The sequence below is a fragment of the Escherichia sp. 10290 genome, from assembly GCF_030295155.1.
GTDB lineage: Bacteria > Pseudomonadota > Gammaproteobacteria > Enterobacterales > Enterobacteriaceae > Escherichia > Escherichia coli_F.
Map to the genome: position 1 here is coordinate 5352153 of NZ_AP025741.1, position 16369 is coordinate 5368521.

11 protein-coding genes and 1 pseudogene are annotated in these 16369 nt (G+C 48.5%); 4 read left to right on the forward strand and 8 right to left on the reverse strand.

Annotated elements, in window-relative coordinates; genetic code table 11:
- Positions 1–8: 8 nt before the first annotated feature.
- The 3 genes from QUE74_RS26555 to mdtM all read right to left on the reverse strand — a co-directional run bounded on the left by QUE74_RS26555 (position 9) and on the right by mdtM (position 3829).
- On the reverse strand, positions 9–1160 hold the full coding sequence (locus QUE74_RS26555) for a double-cubane-cluster-containing anaerobic reductase (RefSeq protein WP_001355120.1): 1152 nt from the start codon (positions 1158–1160) through the stop codon (positions 9–11).
- A 115-nt stretch (positions 1161–1275) separates the two neighbouring features.
- Complete coding sequence (locus QUE74_RS26560; RefSeq protein WP_001037418.1) at positions 1276–2556, reverse strand: DUF445 domain-containing protein; 1281 nt, start codon at positions 2554–2556, stop codon at positions 1276–1278.
- A gap of 40 nt (positions 2557–2596) precedes the next feature.
- Positions 2597–3829: a multidrug efflux MFS transporter MdtM gene (gene mdtM / locus QUE74_RS26565; RefSeq protein ID WP_001136997.1), complete on the reverse strand. Its 1233-nt coding sequence runs from the start codon at positions 3827–3829 to the stop codon at positions 2597–2599.
- Between the two features lie 477 nt (positions 3830–4306).
- Here mdtM and QUE74_RS26570 point away from each other — a divergent pair, with 477 nt between their 5' ends.
- Positions 4307–5263 (forward strand): Rpn family recombination-promoting nuclease/putative transposase, encoded by a 957-nt coding sequence (locus QUE74_RS26570; RefSeq protein ID WP_000181205.1) that lies wholly within the window; start codon positions 4307–4309, stop codon positions 5261–5263.
- Between the two features lie 241 nt (positions 5264–5504).
- On the opposite strand, the gene QUE74_RS26575 is transcribed toward QUE74_RS26570, so the two are convergent.
- Positions 5505–6917: an aminotransferase-like domain-containing protein gene (locus QUE74_RS26575; RefSeq protein ID WP_000199307.1), complete on the reverse strand. Its 1413-nt coding sequence runs from the start codon at positions 6915–6917 to the stop codon at positions 5505–5507.
- Between the two features lie 176 nt (positions 6918–7093).
- On the opposite strand from QUE74_RS26575, the gene QUE74_RS26580 reads away from it, so the two are divergent.
- The 3 genes and pseudogenes from QUE74_RS26580 to QUE74_RS26590 all read left to right on the forward strand — a co-directional run bounded on the left by QUE74_RS26580 (position 7094) and on the right by QUE74_RS26590 (position 9448).
- Positions 7094–7258: a DUF1127 domain-containing protein gene (locus tag QUE74_RS26580; RefSeq protein WP_000394281.1), complete on the forward strand. Its 165-nt coding sequence runs from the start codon at positions 7094–7096 to the stop codon at positions 7256–7258.
- 96 nt (positions 7259–7354) lie between these two features.
- Positions 7355–8008: pseudogene (locus QUE74_RS26585) on the forward strand (DUF262 domain-containing protein); the annotation flags it as partial.
- 276 nt (positions 8009–8284) lie between these two features.
- Positions 8285–9448: a GmrSD restriction endonuclease domain-containing protein gene (locus tag QUE74_RS26590; RefSeq protein ID WP_100224495.1), complete on the forward strand. Its 1164-nt coding sequence runs from the start codon at positions 8285–8287 to the stop codon at positions 9446–9448.
- Between the two features lie 46 nt (positions 9449–9494).
- On the opposite strand, the gene symE is transcribed toward QUE74_RS26590, so the two are convergent.
- The 4 genes from symE to QUE74_RS26610 form a co-directional block, all read right to left on the reverse strand.
- A complete protein-coding gene (gene symE, locus QUE74_RS26595; protein ID WP_000132619.1) occupies positions 9495–9836 on the reverse strand; it encodes an endoribonuclease SymE in 342 nt (113 codons plus the stop codon).
- Positions 9837–10010: 174 nt separating this feature from the next.
- The gene (locus QUE74_RS26600; protein WP_000058878.1) at positions 10011–13313 is read right to left on the reverse strand and encodes a type I restriction endonuclease subunit R; all 3303 of its coding nucleotides are present in this window, start codon (positions 13311–13313) and stop codon (positions 10011–10013) included.
- A 94-nt stretch (positions 13314–13407) separates the two neighbouring features.
- Entirely contained in the window at positions 13408–14724 is a 1317-nt protein-coding gene (locus tag QUE74_RS26605) for a restriction endonuclease subunit S (protein WP_000535013.1), read from the reverse strand.
- Positions 14714–16333: a type I restriction-modification system subunit M gene (locus QUE74_RS26610; RefSeq protein ID WP_001029746.1), complete on the reverse strand. Its 1620-nt coding sequence runs from the start codon at positions 16331–16333 to the stop codon at positions 14714–14716. Before QUE74_RS26610 ends, QUE74_RS26605 begins: the two co-directional genes overlap by 11 nt.
- Between the last annotated feature and the right edge of the window lie 36 nt (positions 16334–16369).

A 16369-nucleotide genomic window follows, 5' to 3' on the forward strand; every position in this document is an offset into this window, starting at 1 on the left:
GCCACTCCTTACAGCATCTCAATAAAGGCCGCGACACGGGTGCTGAGCTGCCCGACATCTGAGGTGGAGTAGTCTGTTTCAATAGCGATATAAGGAATGTTGTGCTGCTGACGCACATGACGTTTAATCGCCAGCGATTCCACCGCGTAGGTATGGCACGCCTGCAAAATCACATCAACTACGCCATCGACCTGATATTCTTCAACCATCTGGCTGAGCATTTGCAGGCGCTGATCGTTCGGCGAAACACAGGAGCAGCCAATCGCCAGATATTTATCCGCCAGCGCGTCGTAGACATCGCCCGTTTCCGCCACGCATTGCTCGGTCGCTTTCGCCCCGGTGCAGTTTTCATAACCGACAACCCAGCCGCCATTCTCTTCAATCGCGCGCACCACTTTCTCTGCTGCGCCGCCAATTGGGCAGCCGGTGATTAAAATGCGTGGACGCGGGTCCAGTCGCTGGCCTTCTTCCCACTGCTGACGAACGCGGGCGGTCATTGCATCCAGTTCGTCAACCAACGCCTCTTTATCGAACCGGAAGGTTGCGCCGTAGACCACTTTCAGAATGTCGCTGCCGCTAAGCGCTGGAGGATTTAACTGCCCAAGATGATAAAAATTGGCCAGTGCGCGACGTTCGCGGTTTTTCAGCGCAATGGCATCGCGCAGAGCATCTTCGCTAATCTCGTGCCCAAAACGTTCTTCTACCGTTTTTTGCAAGCGCAGCATTTCTGCTTTCCATAATGCACGCGAGGCATCGTCCTTAACGCTGTTGGGCAATTGCATCACATGCACGGGCTTAAACTCCGCCATGTATTCATACATTTTCTTTTTGCCGTCGCAGGTGGTTTCACCGACCACCAGATCAGAAAAGTAGAAATAGGGGCATTTATCGGTTTTGCCGAAGCCATAGCTGCTTTTAATCAGTGGGCAGAGGTTGCGCGGCAGATCTTTCTCGGCTTCTTCAATGGTTTCATCAGAGGTGGAACAGAGCGAAACCACAACCGCGCCGGCTGCCATCGGGATCTCTTGCGGCATAAAGGTGCAGTAGGTGCCAACCAGCGGAATGCCGCGCTCCTTGAGATCCATGACGGTGAGAAAGCCTTTCTGGCGAGCTTCAGAGAACTGATCGAAAATAGCGGGTAGATCGGTGACAAGTGACATGATTTTCCTTCCCCGTACCACGGGAGATAATGAAAAGAGGCCACATTATTACCATTCTTTTAGTGTGGTTTATTTGATCTCTCTCGCGGTTAGCCACTTAGTTTTTCATGGATTTCTAAAAATTGCCGAGGGGGAACAAGGCCGGGAGCTGCGACAGCAAATACAAAATTAGCCCAATACAACCGCCAACTAGCGTACCGTTGACACGGATAAACTGCAGATCTTTGCCAATATTTAACTCGATTTGCCGCGACATATCCCGCGCATCCCAGCTTTTTACCGTATCGCTGATATGGCGCGTCAGGAATGCGGAAAACTCAGGCGCGACACGGTGCGCGGCTTGTTCCAGATGACTATTTAACGACGCCCGCAAGGCATCATCGGCAATTAACGTTTCGCCAAACCATTGACCCGCTCGTGCGATACGTTCTTTCACACGAGAATCTTCGCTGTTGATATCCGCTTTCAGCCATTCCCGTAAATCCCCCCACAATTCACTGAGATAGCGGTTAAAAGCTTCATCTTCTTTCAGATAGCTTTTTACGGCATCGGCTCGCGCTGCCATTTCCGGATCGTTTTTCAGCTTGTCGATCAGGGCGAAGGTGGCGCGATCAAACGCATGGCGGATCTGATGCGCACGATCGCGACTAATATCATCAAGCAAAGAATTCACCGCGTCAGAAACCAACTCCGCGCTATGTTCGCCCAGCCATTCAGTGGGCAAAATTTTGGCTTTTAGCGGATGCTCGCTCTCCAGCCAGCGAACAATTTGCTGGGCGATAAACTTGCGCGATTTATCGCGCTGAAGCAGGGCGATCAACTGTGCGATCAGCGTATCCAGCAGCACCTGATGGCGATCGTTTTTGGTCATACTCTCCAGCATCAATGCACTGGTGCCGGAGAGATCGACCTTATCAATCGCCCGATGGACTGCGCGCTTAAGTAGGCGCTGAATGCGTGCATCATCGGTCAGTTCAAGAAAACCGCTCATGATCTGCAACAGATGCTGACCAACGCGGCGGGCGTTTTCCGGCTGACTAAACCAGTTGCCAATCAACAACGCCGGTTCGTGACGTCGAATCAATGCCACCAGCGACTGGGTATCGAGAAATTTTTCCTGCACGAACTGGCCGAGATTTTCACCAATCCTGTCTTTATTACGCGGGATAATCGCCGTATGACGAGAAATGATCGGGATCGGCACGCGGCGAAATAGCGCCACCACCGCAAACCAGTCAGCCAGCGCGCCGACCATCGCCGCTTCAGCAATCGCCTTCACGCCGCTCACCCAAAAATTGGGCGGCAAAAACAGCGTAACGACAAAGGTAGCAGCGGCGATAAGCAGTAAAGAGAGCGCCAACCTTTTGGCGCGTCTGAGTTCGATGAGTTTATTCATAACGTTAAGAATAGAGCCTGACGGCAGGATCGCGCAAAAATCACCGCTCCTCCACCAGCTCGGCAGCCTGATGTTGGCGCACGCGATTGAGCAATCCCGCCAGGGTGAAAACGACGATAACGCCCGCCACAACGGCTAACAGATGAAACGGCAAGCGACCGCCGTTAAACCACAGCCAGCGGCCGATTTCGACCGAGACCGACATCACCATCAGGATCACCATATTTAGCGATGCGGAGACGGTCCCTTTCGGTAAGTTATTGGAAAACAGCGTAAAGCGGAATAAGGTCGGGAAAATCAAACCAATCCCGAAAGCATACAGACTGGTGCCCAGCACCGACCACAGCCAGACGTGCGGCGACAGCAGATTGCCGATAATCAACAGCGAGAGGCCGACCAGTTGAATGGGTACGGCACGCCAGATAAACCGCGGTTCGGTCGGATCTTTAACGAAACGCGCCACGATGGCATTCGCAACAATCACCGCGCCGAACACCGGAACCTGTGTCCAGGCGAACTGCGTAGTTGTTAAGCCGCCTGCGTCAATCAGGATCACCGGCGAGACAGCCACCCAGCTCATCATCGGGATATAGCTTAAAGAGATGGTTGCTGCGCCAAAGAGGAACAGACGGTTGCAAAAGACATTACGAAAATCGCGTAATACGCTTTTGGCGCTAAACGGAACCGCGCCGCGCTTCACTGTCTCTGGCATCGCCAGCAGTAAGCCAACAAATGAGATAAAACCCATAACCGCAATGATGGCAAAAAGGACTTTCCAGTGCATAAAGTGCATCAGAGCTGCGCCGGAAAGCGGGCCGATAATCGGCGCAATCAGTACGATGGAGGTGATAATCGCCATCAACTTGATCCCTTTTGTCTGTCCGAACGCCTCCTGCACCGTGACATAACCAACGGTGGCAATAAAACAGATACTGGTGCCCTGAATTGCACGCGCGATAAGAAACTGTGTCATAGACGTTGTGAACATTGTCGCGGCGCAGGCAAGGGTAAAAATTAGCGCCCCGGTAATCAGCACCGGCCTGCGGCCAATTCTGTCGGAGAGCGGCCCCAGCAGCCACTGTAACGCCATACCGCCAGCGAGATAGAGACTGACGGCAGCCGGGGCCAGACTGACATCGGCGTTAAAATCACGGACCACATTAATGATCCCAGGCTGGATCAGATCCGTCGACAGATACGCGGCAAAGTCATACAAAATCAACGCCATCGGGAAAAACAGCGTGGCGGCATGGCGGGCAAAAAAACGTGGCATAACAAACAACTCCTTGTCCGGAGAACCTCAACGGGGAAAACGAAATTCAATACCGTCGGTAATGACGAAAGGCAGGTGAGAAGGGCAACGAGACTGCAAATGTACTGAATTTCATGTAATCAACCACACTGCCTGTGAACACACAGACAGAGAAATACTTTCTGACTTCGGGTCAGAATGTATAACGATTACAAATAGTCATCAGAACATTACACCTCTTTAATTGATGGGTTGCATAGAAAATATACACCTTAAGTGTAATTAAAATTTGCGGTTAATCAAAAGAGCGCGGTGGGAAGGGGAATATCTGCCGGGTACAGGACATGTAAAACGCGAGCTTGTTTCCGGAAAAATGTATCGTTTGCAGAAGAATAAAAATAGCCTGGAAAGCGCCTCGGGGAATGGGAAATTGCCGGGTGAGAGTGGTTTTGTTAGCCGCTAAAGTCAGACCATCTTATCTACAGGTGACGGATCGCCATGACAAACTTCACGACCAGTACGCCGCATGATGCATTATTTAAAACCTTTCTCACGCACCCTGACACTGCGCGGGATTTTATGGAGATTCACTTACCTAAAGATTTACGTGAACTGTGCGATCTCGACACCTTAAAACTGGAATCCGCCAGCTTTGTCGATGAAAAATTGCGGGCGCTACACTCCGATATTTTATGGTCGGTAAAGACCCGCGAAGGCGATGGCTATATCTATGTGGTGATTGAACATCAGAGCCGCGAGGATATTCACATGGCTTTTCGCCTGATGCGCTATTCCATGGCGGTGATGCAGCGCCATATCGAACATGATAAACGCCGACCGCTACCGCTGGTCATCCCGATGCTGTTTTATCACGGTAGCCGTAGTCCTTATCCCTGGTCTTTGTGCTGGCTGGACGAATTTGCCGACCCGACTATCGCACGGAAGCTTTATACCGCCGCGTTCCCGCTGGTGGATATCACTGTCGTGCCAGACGACGAGATTGTGCAACACCGCAGAGTCGCCCTGTTGGAGTTGATCCAAAAGCATATTCGCCAGCGCGATCTAATGGGGCTTATTGATCAACTGGCAGTATTACTGGTTACAGGGTGCGCTAATGACAGCCAGATAACTGCGCTGTTAAATTACATTTTACTGACTGGCGATGAAGCGCGTTTTAAGGCGTTTATCAGCGAACTTACCAGGCGAATGCCACACCACAGGGAGCGAATAATGACAATTGCAGAGCGAATTCATAATGATGGATGGCTGTTGGGAAGGGAGAGGGGGAGGAAAGAAGGGAAAGTAGAAGGGGAACGGAGCCTCCTCCGATTGTTGTTGCAGAATGGGGCCGATCCTGAATGGATACAACGATATACCGGACTTTCGGCAGAACAAATGCAGGCATTAGATCAGCCCTTGCCTGAAAGCAAGCGTGATCCATGGATCGAGTACTAATCAGAGACTGATGACAAACGCAAAGCTGCCTGATGCGCTATGCTTATCAGACCTACATTTTCTCTACAATCTATTGAATTTGCGCGGTTTGTAGGCAGGATAAGGCGTTCACGCCGCATCCGGCATGAACAAAGCGTACTTTGCTTAATTCAGGCTGGAACGTGACGATGACCCTGCAAAGATAAAACGAGTCACACGCGATTCGTGAGAGGAAATCAGGCGCTTCGCCACTATTTCGAATTCATTCCATTGCCCGATACACGGCCTCGCCAATTTGCTTCAGTGCTTCGCGATAGGTTTCGCTGAGCGGTAAAGCGCAGTTGATGCGTAGACAATTACGGTATTTGCCGGAAGCCGAGAAAATCGAGCCTGCCGCCACCTGGATTTTCATGCGGTACAGCTGTCGCGCGACGCAGACCATATCGACCTTTTCAGGCAATTCTATCCACAGTAAAAATCCGCCTTTCGGGCGCGTAATACAGATTTCGCAGGGAAAATATTCCCGTATCCAGCAGGTATAAAGCGCCAAATTGCGCTGATAATTCTGCCGCATCCGCCGGATATGGCGATGATAATGACCTTCCAGCACAAACGTTGCCGCCGCCATTTGCGTGGACGGCACATTAAAGCTGCTGGTGGCATATTTCATATGCAGCAGTTTATCGTGATAACGTCCCGGCGCGACCCAGCCCACGCGCAGGCCTGGTGCAATGCTTTTACTGAACGAACTGCACAGCAGCACCCGGCCGTCGATATCCCAGGAATGAATGGTCCGCGGGCGCGGATACTCCGTCGCCAGTTCGCCGTAGACATCATCTTCAAAAATCACAATATCATGACGCTGAGCGAGAGAGAGAACGGCCCGTTTGCGTGCGTCCGGCATAATAAATCCCAGCGGATTATTACAGTTTGGCACCAGAATGATGCCTTTAATCGGCCACTGTTCCAGCGCGAGTTCCAGCGCTTCAACGCTGATGCCAGTTTCTGGATCGGTTGGGATTTCAATCACTTTCACGCCCATGCCGCGCAGCATCTGCATCGAACCGTAATAACAGGGGGATTCGACCGCGACAATATCGCCCGGTTTACACACTGCCATTAACGCCAGCGACATCGAGTTATGGCAGCCGCTGGTGATGATGATGTCATCGGCGGTGACCACCGAGCCGCTGTCGAGCATCAGGCGGGCAATCTGCTCGCGCAATACCCGCTGGCCGGCTAACAAGTCATAACCGAGAACGGTTTGCAGATTATGCTGCACCACCCGGCTTAGCTCCCGCCACAGCGGTTTCAGGCTGGGCGTTTCGACATCCGGCGTGCTTTTGCTTAACGGAACAATGGAACTGTCGCTATGCGCCTCCAGCATATCCAGTACCTGATCCCACTGGGTAATTTCCACCGGGCGCTGCACCGGACGCGTCATTGGTGGCACTGGCGGCTGGGCTTTACGTTGTGCGACAAAATACCCCGAACGCGGCTGCGGAGTGATGAGCTTCATCGTTTCCAGCGTCTGATACGCCTGCTGCACGGTGCTGATGCTGACGCCGTGCTCCTGACTCAAGCTACGCACCGACGGCAATTTCTCCCCGTGACGATACAGCCCTTGCTCAATCCGTTCGGCAAGCAGAGTCGCCAGATGTTGATAACGCGTCATGCTGTACTCCTTATTTGGACCATACAGAGAGAAAAACCGGTACAGATGAGGCTAAAAAACCGGATGCAGATGTTGTTTTAACCTGTCTGTATGTTAAATAAAACTAATATTTGCATCTGTATTGTGAACTGCCAGAAGGCGGATGATGAAGCCTCTGAAAGATGAGGAGGCAGCAGATGGAATTTCACGAAAACAGAGCTAAAGCGCCGTTTATCGGCCTGGTGCAACTCTGGCAGGCGGTGAGGCGTTGGCGGCGGCAAATGCAGACCCGACGCGTGTTACAGCAGATGAGTGATGAGCGGTTGAGAGATATTGGGTTACGCAGGGAGGATGTGGAGTGAGGGGGCAATTCATCGCGGATAAACCGGATTTCGCTATAACCTTCACAAGGAAGTGGTTATTATTGCGTCATTATTGCTTCACGGAAGGACGCCAGGATGAAAGCCACAGAGGCTCGCCTACTCGATTTTTTAAAACGTTCGCAGCAGTTTGTTATTCCCATTTATCAACGCACCTATTCATGGACCGGGCAACAATGTCGGCAACTTTGGGACGACATCATTCGTGCCGGAAAGCGTGACGATATATCAGCGCATTTTATCGGTTCGGTTGTTTATATTGAGCAGGGGTTGTATCAGGTTTCTGGTATTTCTCCGTTGCTGGTCATTGATGGTCAGCAGCGGCTGACGACCGCAATGTTGCTGATTGAGGCTTTATCGCGCCATCTTGGCGAAGACGAAGTTTTTGATGGCTTTTCGGCAATGAAATTGCGTAATTATTATTTGCTCAATCCTTATGAGTCCGGCGAGAAAGGTTTTAAATTACTGCTGACCGAGACTGATAAAGACAGTCTACTGGCGTTAATAAAACAAAGACCAATGCCAGAAAACTATTCCCATCGAATAATGGAAAACTTTACTTTCTTTGATGAGCAAATTGCCAAACTCGGTGATGACTTGATCCCCTTATGTCGTGGGTTAGCAAAGTTATTAATTGTCGATGTGGCACTTAATCGTGGCCAGGATAATCCGCAACTGATTTTTGAAAGTATGAACTCCACCGGTAAGGCGTTAAGTCAGGCCGATCTGGTGCGCAATTTTATCCTGATGGGCCTCGAACCAGAGCATCAAACCCGGTTGTATGAAGATCACTGGCGTCCAATGGAAGTCGCTTTTGGTCAGCAAGGTTACAGCGAATATTTTGACAGTTTTATGCGTCATTATCTGACGGTAAAAACGGGGGAGATCCCTCGGACAGATGAAGTCTATGAGGCATTTAAACTACATGCCCGTAGCCAGAGTGTTGCTGAAAAAGGCGTAGATCGGCTGGTTGAAGATATTCACATCTACGCGGAGTATTACTGTGCAATGGCATTGGGAAAAGAAAGTGACAAATCGCTTGCTACGGCTTTTCAGGATTTGCGCGAGTTAAAGGTCGATGTAGCGTATCCTTTCTTACTGGCGCTTTATCATGACTATAAAAATGGCGATTTGTCTCACGAAGATTTCCTGAGCATAATTCGTTCAATTGAATCTTATGTTTTCCGCCGTGCAGTATGTGCGATTCCGACAAATTCTCTTAACAAGACGTTTGCCACTTTTTATAAAGTTATTAATAAAGAAAATTATCTGGAAAGTATTCAGGTACATTTTCTGAATCTACCTTCATATCGTCGTTTCCCCAACGATGATGAATTTAAACGGGAATTAAAAGTTCGCGATCTCTATAACTTCCGCAGTCGCAGTTACTGGTTACGACGACTGGAAAACGATAAACGCAGAGAGCGCGTGGAAGAGTTTACGATTGAGCACATTATGCCGCAGAACGAAAATTTGTCGGCTAAATGGCGTGAAGAGCTGGGAAGCGACTGGCAGCGTGTGCATAAAGAACTGTTGCATACGTTGGGGAATCTCACATTAACGCGCTATAACTCCCGCTACAGTGACAGACCTTTCGCGGAAAAACGCGATATTGAAGATGGCTTTAAACATAGCCCGCTCTATTTGAATATCGGTCTTGGACAGTGCGAAAAATGGGATGAAGCTGCCATTCACGCCCGAGCCGATCGTCTGGCCGATCTCGCGGTTCAGGTCTGGCAAGCGCCTGCTCTTCCTGAAGAGGTTTTAGCTGTTTATCGGGCGCAGCCGGAGAACAAAACCAGTTACAGCCTGAGTGATTATCCTTTTCTTGCTGATGGTTCGCATAGCCGGGTGTTATTCGATCATCTTCGCGATGAAGTTATGCGCCTGGACGCAGGGATCACGCAGGAAGTATTGAAGCTCTATATTGCGTTTAAAGCGGAAACGAATTTTGTTGATGTTGTGCCGCAAAAAAGCCGACTGCGATTGTCGCTTAATATGCAGTTTCATGAACTGGTCGATCCGAAAGGTATTGCCAAAGATGTCACAAATGTTGGGCGCTGGGGCAATGGCGATGTAGAAATTGGTTTCAGCGACCTCGCACAACTTCCTTACATTATGGGATTAATCCGTCAGGCATTTGAAAAACAGATGGAGAGCGCGTTGGTATAACGTGGCGAATAATACCCGGTAGCACTGGCGCTACCGGGTCAATGTATCAGGCGACTTTCTGTTTACCGGCAATCACCCCAATAAACTCCTGCACCTGCTTCTGTTTACGCGCTGACAGTTTGCACACCTGGCGCAGCGACTGCATCAGTTCGCTCTCTTCGGGGGCGGGTGGTTGGGCGGTGAGGACAATACAGCCTTCCATCACTTTGACATCTACCGCCGTGCCGGTGGCAAAACCGGCGGCTTCCAGCCACTGACCTTTCAGGGTGATGGCGGGAATACGGCTGTAATCCGGGTAGCGACTCGCATAACTCACGGTTAATTGACGGTTATTTGCCGGGGAGACTTCTGCTTCGAACGGTTGTGCAATAGAATGCGTGTCAGTCATGATTACTATTCCTTAGAAATAGGGATTGTGATTAGCGGTGCGGGTGTGTTGGCGCACATCCGCACCGCGCTAAATACCTGGACATATCATCAGTAAATACAGGGAAAGTCCAGCTAAAAATAGAAAATAATAAAAGCGTTACTGGAGATATCTGGAAGAGAAATTAACGTTAATTCACAATGGCCGGATAACAAAGTGTATCCGGCGTTCATAGTAATTTAAAGCACTCATATGATGTTCTTTAAAATTCTCTGCCTGTGCCAGCACACCCATATAAACATCATCATTCGCTACTGGCGGGAACTTATGCTTGTGTAGAAGCAGAATAAGTTCAACTTTCAGTTTCGCTTTAATATCATCGCGTTTACTCCAGTCAGGATATTTCGATGTGTTGTCAACCACGCTTTTCATCTCTTTTGCCAGTGACAGCATTTTTTCATCGTCATAGGTGAACTGATATTTATCGCGCATATGAGCAAGAATGTCGAAAAAGGCTTTTTCTTCAATATCAATGCCTAAGTCGGCCCAGGTGCCCATTTCGGTTTTAATATCATAGATAATATCGGTCATTTCCTGACTGAATGTATCGAATTCTTCACCGTTGAGTACATCATCTTCTCGCCGCTCATTATAACGATCTATAATCGCCTGGAAGCGGCGGGTGAAGTTAATCCCTTGCAACTGGTTCACTTTCTTGAAGTCGCTGATTGCTTTTTCCAGTAATTTTTGTAATAACTGGATCTTCGTTGCCGGAAGTTTGATCTTGTTAATTCGCGCCAGATAATCTTCGTCAAAAATATCGATGGATTCCGCTTTTTTATCGCCAAGAAAATAAATCTCTTCTACGCCATCAGCTTTTAACGCTTCTGCAATCATTTCGCGAACGCGTGCATTCATCTGGGTAACATCCGGTGCGTCACCTTTCGTCAGTTTGAAAACAATTGAACGAACAGCAAGATAATAGTGAATATAGTCACGTTCTGTCTGTGATAATGCTTCGCTGCCGCAGCAGACGTCGTAGGCGGCTTTCATGCGTTTAACCAGTCCCATAAAACGACGTTCAACTTTCTGGGTACTCAGAACGAATTCCGCCGCGCGGTTGAGGCAGGATAATTGCGCTTGCGGCTCACCACTAAAATAATCCCGACTGTCAAATTCGTAAAAGACTTGCCCCAACAAATCGAGATGGTTTTTAACTTCTATTACCGATTGCTGAATATCTTCAAAGTTGGTGGCATCAATGCGGGAATACATTGCCAGTGCCTGGTTCATCTGACTCTTAATGCCGATATAGTCCACCACTAACCCTTTACTTTTGCCTTCCAGTTTACGGTTAACGCGAGAAATGGTCTGGATAAGGTTATGTTTTTGTAAGGGTTTATCAATATAGATAGTATCCAGTTCAGGAACGTCGAAACCGGTCAGCCACATATCAACGACAATGGCAATTTTGAAATTCGATTTAGCGTTTTTGAACTGCTTATCCAGCTCTTTACGATATTCTTTTGTGCCCAGTAAATCATAAAGCGCCTCGTCGTCATCTTTACCGCGCGTCATGACCATCTTCACCATTTCTGAAGGAGGTAACTCTTTCTGCTCCTGTTCCGTCAGGACGACGCCATCGGGGGCTTGCTTCACTTCAAACCAGGCAGGGCGAATAGCTTTAAGCTGGCGGTAGAAATCCCAGGCAATTTCACGGCTGGTGCAAACAAACATGGCTTTGCCTTTTACGGTGGAACCTTCGGCTACGCGTTTTTCATAATGTTTAGCAAAATCTTCCGCGAGGGCTTTTAACCGATCTTCATCACCCAGAACCGCATTCATGGTAGCCGTGGCTTTCTTGCTTTCGTCGATTTGCCACTCATTGGTGCCTGCGTTTGCGCACTCTTCGTAATACTTTTCGACTTCTTCCAGTTTGCTGGAGTCCAGGATCACTTTAGCCGCACGGCCTTCGTACACGATGCGTACAGTGATTTCATCCTGAACGGATTCGGTCATGGTGTAACTGTCGATCACCTCACCGAAGACATCGAGCGTCGCGTCAATCGGTGTGCCGGTAAAGCCAACATAGGTGGCGTTTGGCAGTGAATCGTGCAGGTATTTCGCAAAGCCATAAGTTTTGCGCACTTTTCCGCTTTCTTTATCGACGATGACTTTCTGGTCGAGGTTAACCTGGCTGCGATGTGCTTCGTCCGAGATGCAAATGATATTGCTGCGTTCAGAAAGGAGTTCGGTGTCTTCGGTGAATTTATGGATCGTTGTCAGGAATACACCGCCACTATTGCGTCCCGCCAGTTGATTACGCAAATCTTCACGGCTGGTAACAGGAACGATGGTGTCGTCGCCAATGTAATTTTTGGCATTGCACATTTGCGCAGAAAGCTGATCGTCCAGATCGGTGCGGTCGGTGATCAAAACAATGGTCGGGCTGGCAAACTCCACGCTCTTCATCAAAAGACGCGTTAAAAATTGCATGGTGTAACTTTTGCCACAGCCCGTTGCGCCAAAGTAGGTGCCGCCTTTACCGCTACCGAAAGGTTTACGCGCTTGCTTGATGCTGTAATAGAGTTTGCGGGCGGCATAGTACTGCGGATATCGGCAGCAAATTTTTACTTCGTGCCTGGCTTTATCCGGGAAGCAGATAAAGTTTTTAATCACATCCAGCAGACGTACCGGATGAAACAGCCCCTGAATCATTGAGTGCAATGACGGAATTCCGTCCTGTTCACGGTTTTCATTACCGGTGACTTTGCGCCATGAGTAAAAGTATTCATAGGGCGCAAACAGGTTGCCCATCCGGTTATTTACGCCATCGCTAATAATGCAGAGCGCGTTGTAGATAAACAGTTGCGGAATATCCCGGCGATAGCGTTTACAGAGCTGCTTCCAGGCATCGCCAATACTGGCATCCTGCTCGCGCACCGCACTTTTAAATTCAAAGACGACCAGTGGCAGACCGTTGATATAGAGAATGCCGTCAGGAATACGAGTCTGATTATCTTTACCGGAGATTTTAAGCTGGTTAACAATCTTAATCCGGTTAAGCGGCGGATTAATATAGGAGGGCGGGAGTTCCGCCGCCTGTTGCAACGGGACATCTTCGGCGTCAAATATCTGGCGCAGTGCGGCAGGTAGATGCCGGGTGTCGAGCAATTCAATATAGAGATCTTTTTGTTGCCGATCGTCGCGTTTGAACAGAAAACCATTTGCCAGCCAGCGACAAAATGTTTTGTTGCTTTCATAAAGATCGGAAGCGGGGAGCGTGGTGAACTGTTTGATCAGTCGCTGAATCTCTTCTTCAGTAATGCCATCAGGCTGGTAGCGTGCCGCTAAATAATGACGGAGATCGTCTTCGATAATGACCTGATCGAGACTTGAACGTGGGACATTATCGCCGATCAGGTGTTGATATCCCTGATCCTGTAACAGTTCAATGATCGCTTGTTCTAATTTTGCTTCACTGAAAGAGAGACTCATATCGCGCTCCAACCCTGGCTAATTTCTGGTAAGCATTCCCGTATCAGTAGAAAACCTTACCAGAAAGCCCCTGATTTTACAGGGGCAAAATGCGTTATGCAGCTTCTGTATCGGTGCTGAGATCCGGAAGATCTTCCAGGGATAGCTCGCCGGAGATGAGTTTCGGGAGCAGGGTGTCGCGGAGGGCTGTTAGGGTTTGGGCTTGTTTTTTGAATTCGTGAACTTGTCTATATAACGACATAGAAAATAACTCAAATTTCTCAATTAAATTTCTTGGTGGAAGCAAGTAATCCAAATTGTGAATATGATTACGGTTTAATGTTGGAACAGCTGAACCGCCATTAAATGAAGAGAAATCTATCATTTTAAGTAACTCATATCCGTAACATGGTGTAGCATGTTTTAGCTCTTTTACCCACAACGTTGTATTCAGAGGCCAGAAGTCTTCAAGGATTAGGAAAACATTACCTAATACACCAGAGCGGCCAGTAACAATCCCAGGGGCTTTCACCATTGCGATGTCATGTGTGCCATTATAGCCACTAGCAGCTATTATTGGGTGTAAACCGATATTTCTTTGGGTAGAAGGAAGATCAAATCCTCTTTGTAAAATAAGTAAGTCTTGAAGTTTTCCAATTTCCCAACCTTTTGGTACCCAACCTAACTCCGTTTCTTCAAATTCACTTGGGAAAAGCGAGCGGATTTCCGTCGGAAGTGGTTTGAAATCTGCACTATTACGTACTTTTTGACGCAATTCGGCACGAGCTTGCAGGGCTTCCGGGATTTGATTTCCGACATCCAGAGCGTTATCAATCACCGGATCAAAATCCACAAACCAGGATTTGAACAAGGTTTGGGACATTTTTTCCAAATTATAGTTTATATTTTCGTTGAGCGTTATTTTATCAAAAATCGCTTTCCCCAAAAAACGGATATATTCTTTAATCTCTTTTGGTGGAATTTCAACTGGGTAATCCATTAATAATTTAGTGTCAAGCTTCCCTGCGCCTATCCCAGTGCTTTCTACTATTTTTAGTAGATCTTGTTCTTTTGCTTTAAACCATAGCAAAAGATACCAAGGATCAATCATATCATTATTGACTATGAGACATTTTACATCTTGATTAAATGCAACAGCCTTTGTAGCCAAACCTACTTGAATTTTTTGATGAAGAATACTGCCTCTTACTAAAAGAAGAATGCTATTAGCAGGGGCGAGTCGAGAGCCATTTATTAAGCCATCTTCAGTTATTTTTAGCTTTGAATCGCTATATAAATGACCTTCCATAGAGGACGCGCTAATCCACGGAATAGTACCATTCCAATATGAATCCTCCGATTTATTAGGTGTTCCACCTGATGACCACTTTGTTAAATCACCAAGTCTAACTGTTTCCCACTTACTCCCCATAACCCAGCGCCTCCAGATTCTGGCGAATCGCACGATCCAGTTCTTCCGCCTGCTTCATCTGCTCAAACAACGTCTTCGACAATTCACGCATTTTGGTCTCAAATGCCACGCCGTCCTCTTCCTGCTCAGCTGCACCTACATAGCGGCCCGGTGTCAGAACGTAGCCGTTATCTTTAATGTCTTGCAGGGTCGCAACTTTGCAGAAGCCAGCCTGGTCTTCATATTTTTCCAGCTTGCTGTCACCACGCGCAATCCGTGCAGCCAGTTCTTCCGGCGTGCTGCGCCAGGCATGGTAAGTATCGGCGATTGTGGCAATATCTTCCGCTGTTAACTCTTTAGTTGTGCGGCTAATCATGGTGCCGAGGTTACGCGCATCAATAAACAGCGTCTCGCCCTGACGATCACGATAACCTTTGGCCGGGTCGGCAGCCTTCGATTTGGTCATAAACCATAAACACACCGGGATCTGCGTGGTGTAAAACAACTGTCCAGGTAGGGCGATCATGCAGTCGATCAGATCATTTTCGATCATCTGTGCACGGATCTCGCCTTCGCCGCTGGTGTTAGAACTCATCGAACCGTTTGCCAGTACAAAACCTGCTGTGCCGTTAGCCGACAGCTTGGAGAGCATATGCAAAATCCAGCCGTAGTTGGCGTTACCGGTTGGCGGCATACGATACCCAGCAAAACGTGGGTCTTTGGTTAATTCGGCTTCATTGCGCCAGTCTTTCAGGTTGAACGGCGGGTTCGCCAGAATGTAGTCAGCTTTCAGGTCCGGGTGCTGGTCGCTAAAGAAAGTGTTTGCCGGTCGTTCGCCGAGGTTAGCTGAAAGACCGCGAATAGCGAGGTTCATTTTTGCCAGTTTATACGTCGTGGCTGTCAGTTCCTGACCATACAGCGCGATATCACGACTTTTACCCTGATGGCTCTCGACAAACTTCACCGACTGCACGAACATCCCTGCCGAGCCGCAGCACGGGTCATAAATTTTGCCCTGAAAGGGTTCGAGCATTTCAGTTAACAGCGTAACCACACATTTAGGCGTGTAGAACTCACCACCGCCTTTGCCTTCAGTTGCGGCAAACTTACCGAGGAAGTATTCGTAAACGCGTCCGACCAGGTCTTCTTTCGATAACGTTTCAACGTCAGTTTCGTGTGCCAGCGTTTCGATGTTGTCGATGGTATCAATCAGTGACGCCAGTTTTTTGGTTTCCAGATTCTGACGGCTGAAGTAGTTGTCTGGCAGCGCGCCTTTCAGCGTTGGGTTACGTTTCTCAATGGTCGAGAGGGCGGTGTCAATACGGACCGCAATATCGTCCTGTTTGGCATTTTGTTTGATAAATGACCAGCGCGCCTCTTCCGGCAGGTAGAAAATGTTGTCCTGCTGGTAGAACACTTCCATCTCAAGGAAGTCTGCTTGCCCATCGGCAATCATTTTTTTGCGGCGTGCTTCAAACTTATCGCTGATGAATTTCAGGAACACGAGGCTCAACACCACGTGCTTGTATTCGGAGGATTCAACGCTACCGCGAAGCTGGTTTGCGGTATCCCATAATGTTTCTTCAAAGCCTTTTTTTGCTTTGGCTTTTTTAGTTGGTGCTTTGGCCATGATGAACTCTGTTCAGATAAATTGGGTCGCTATTGT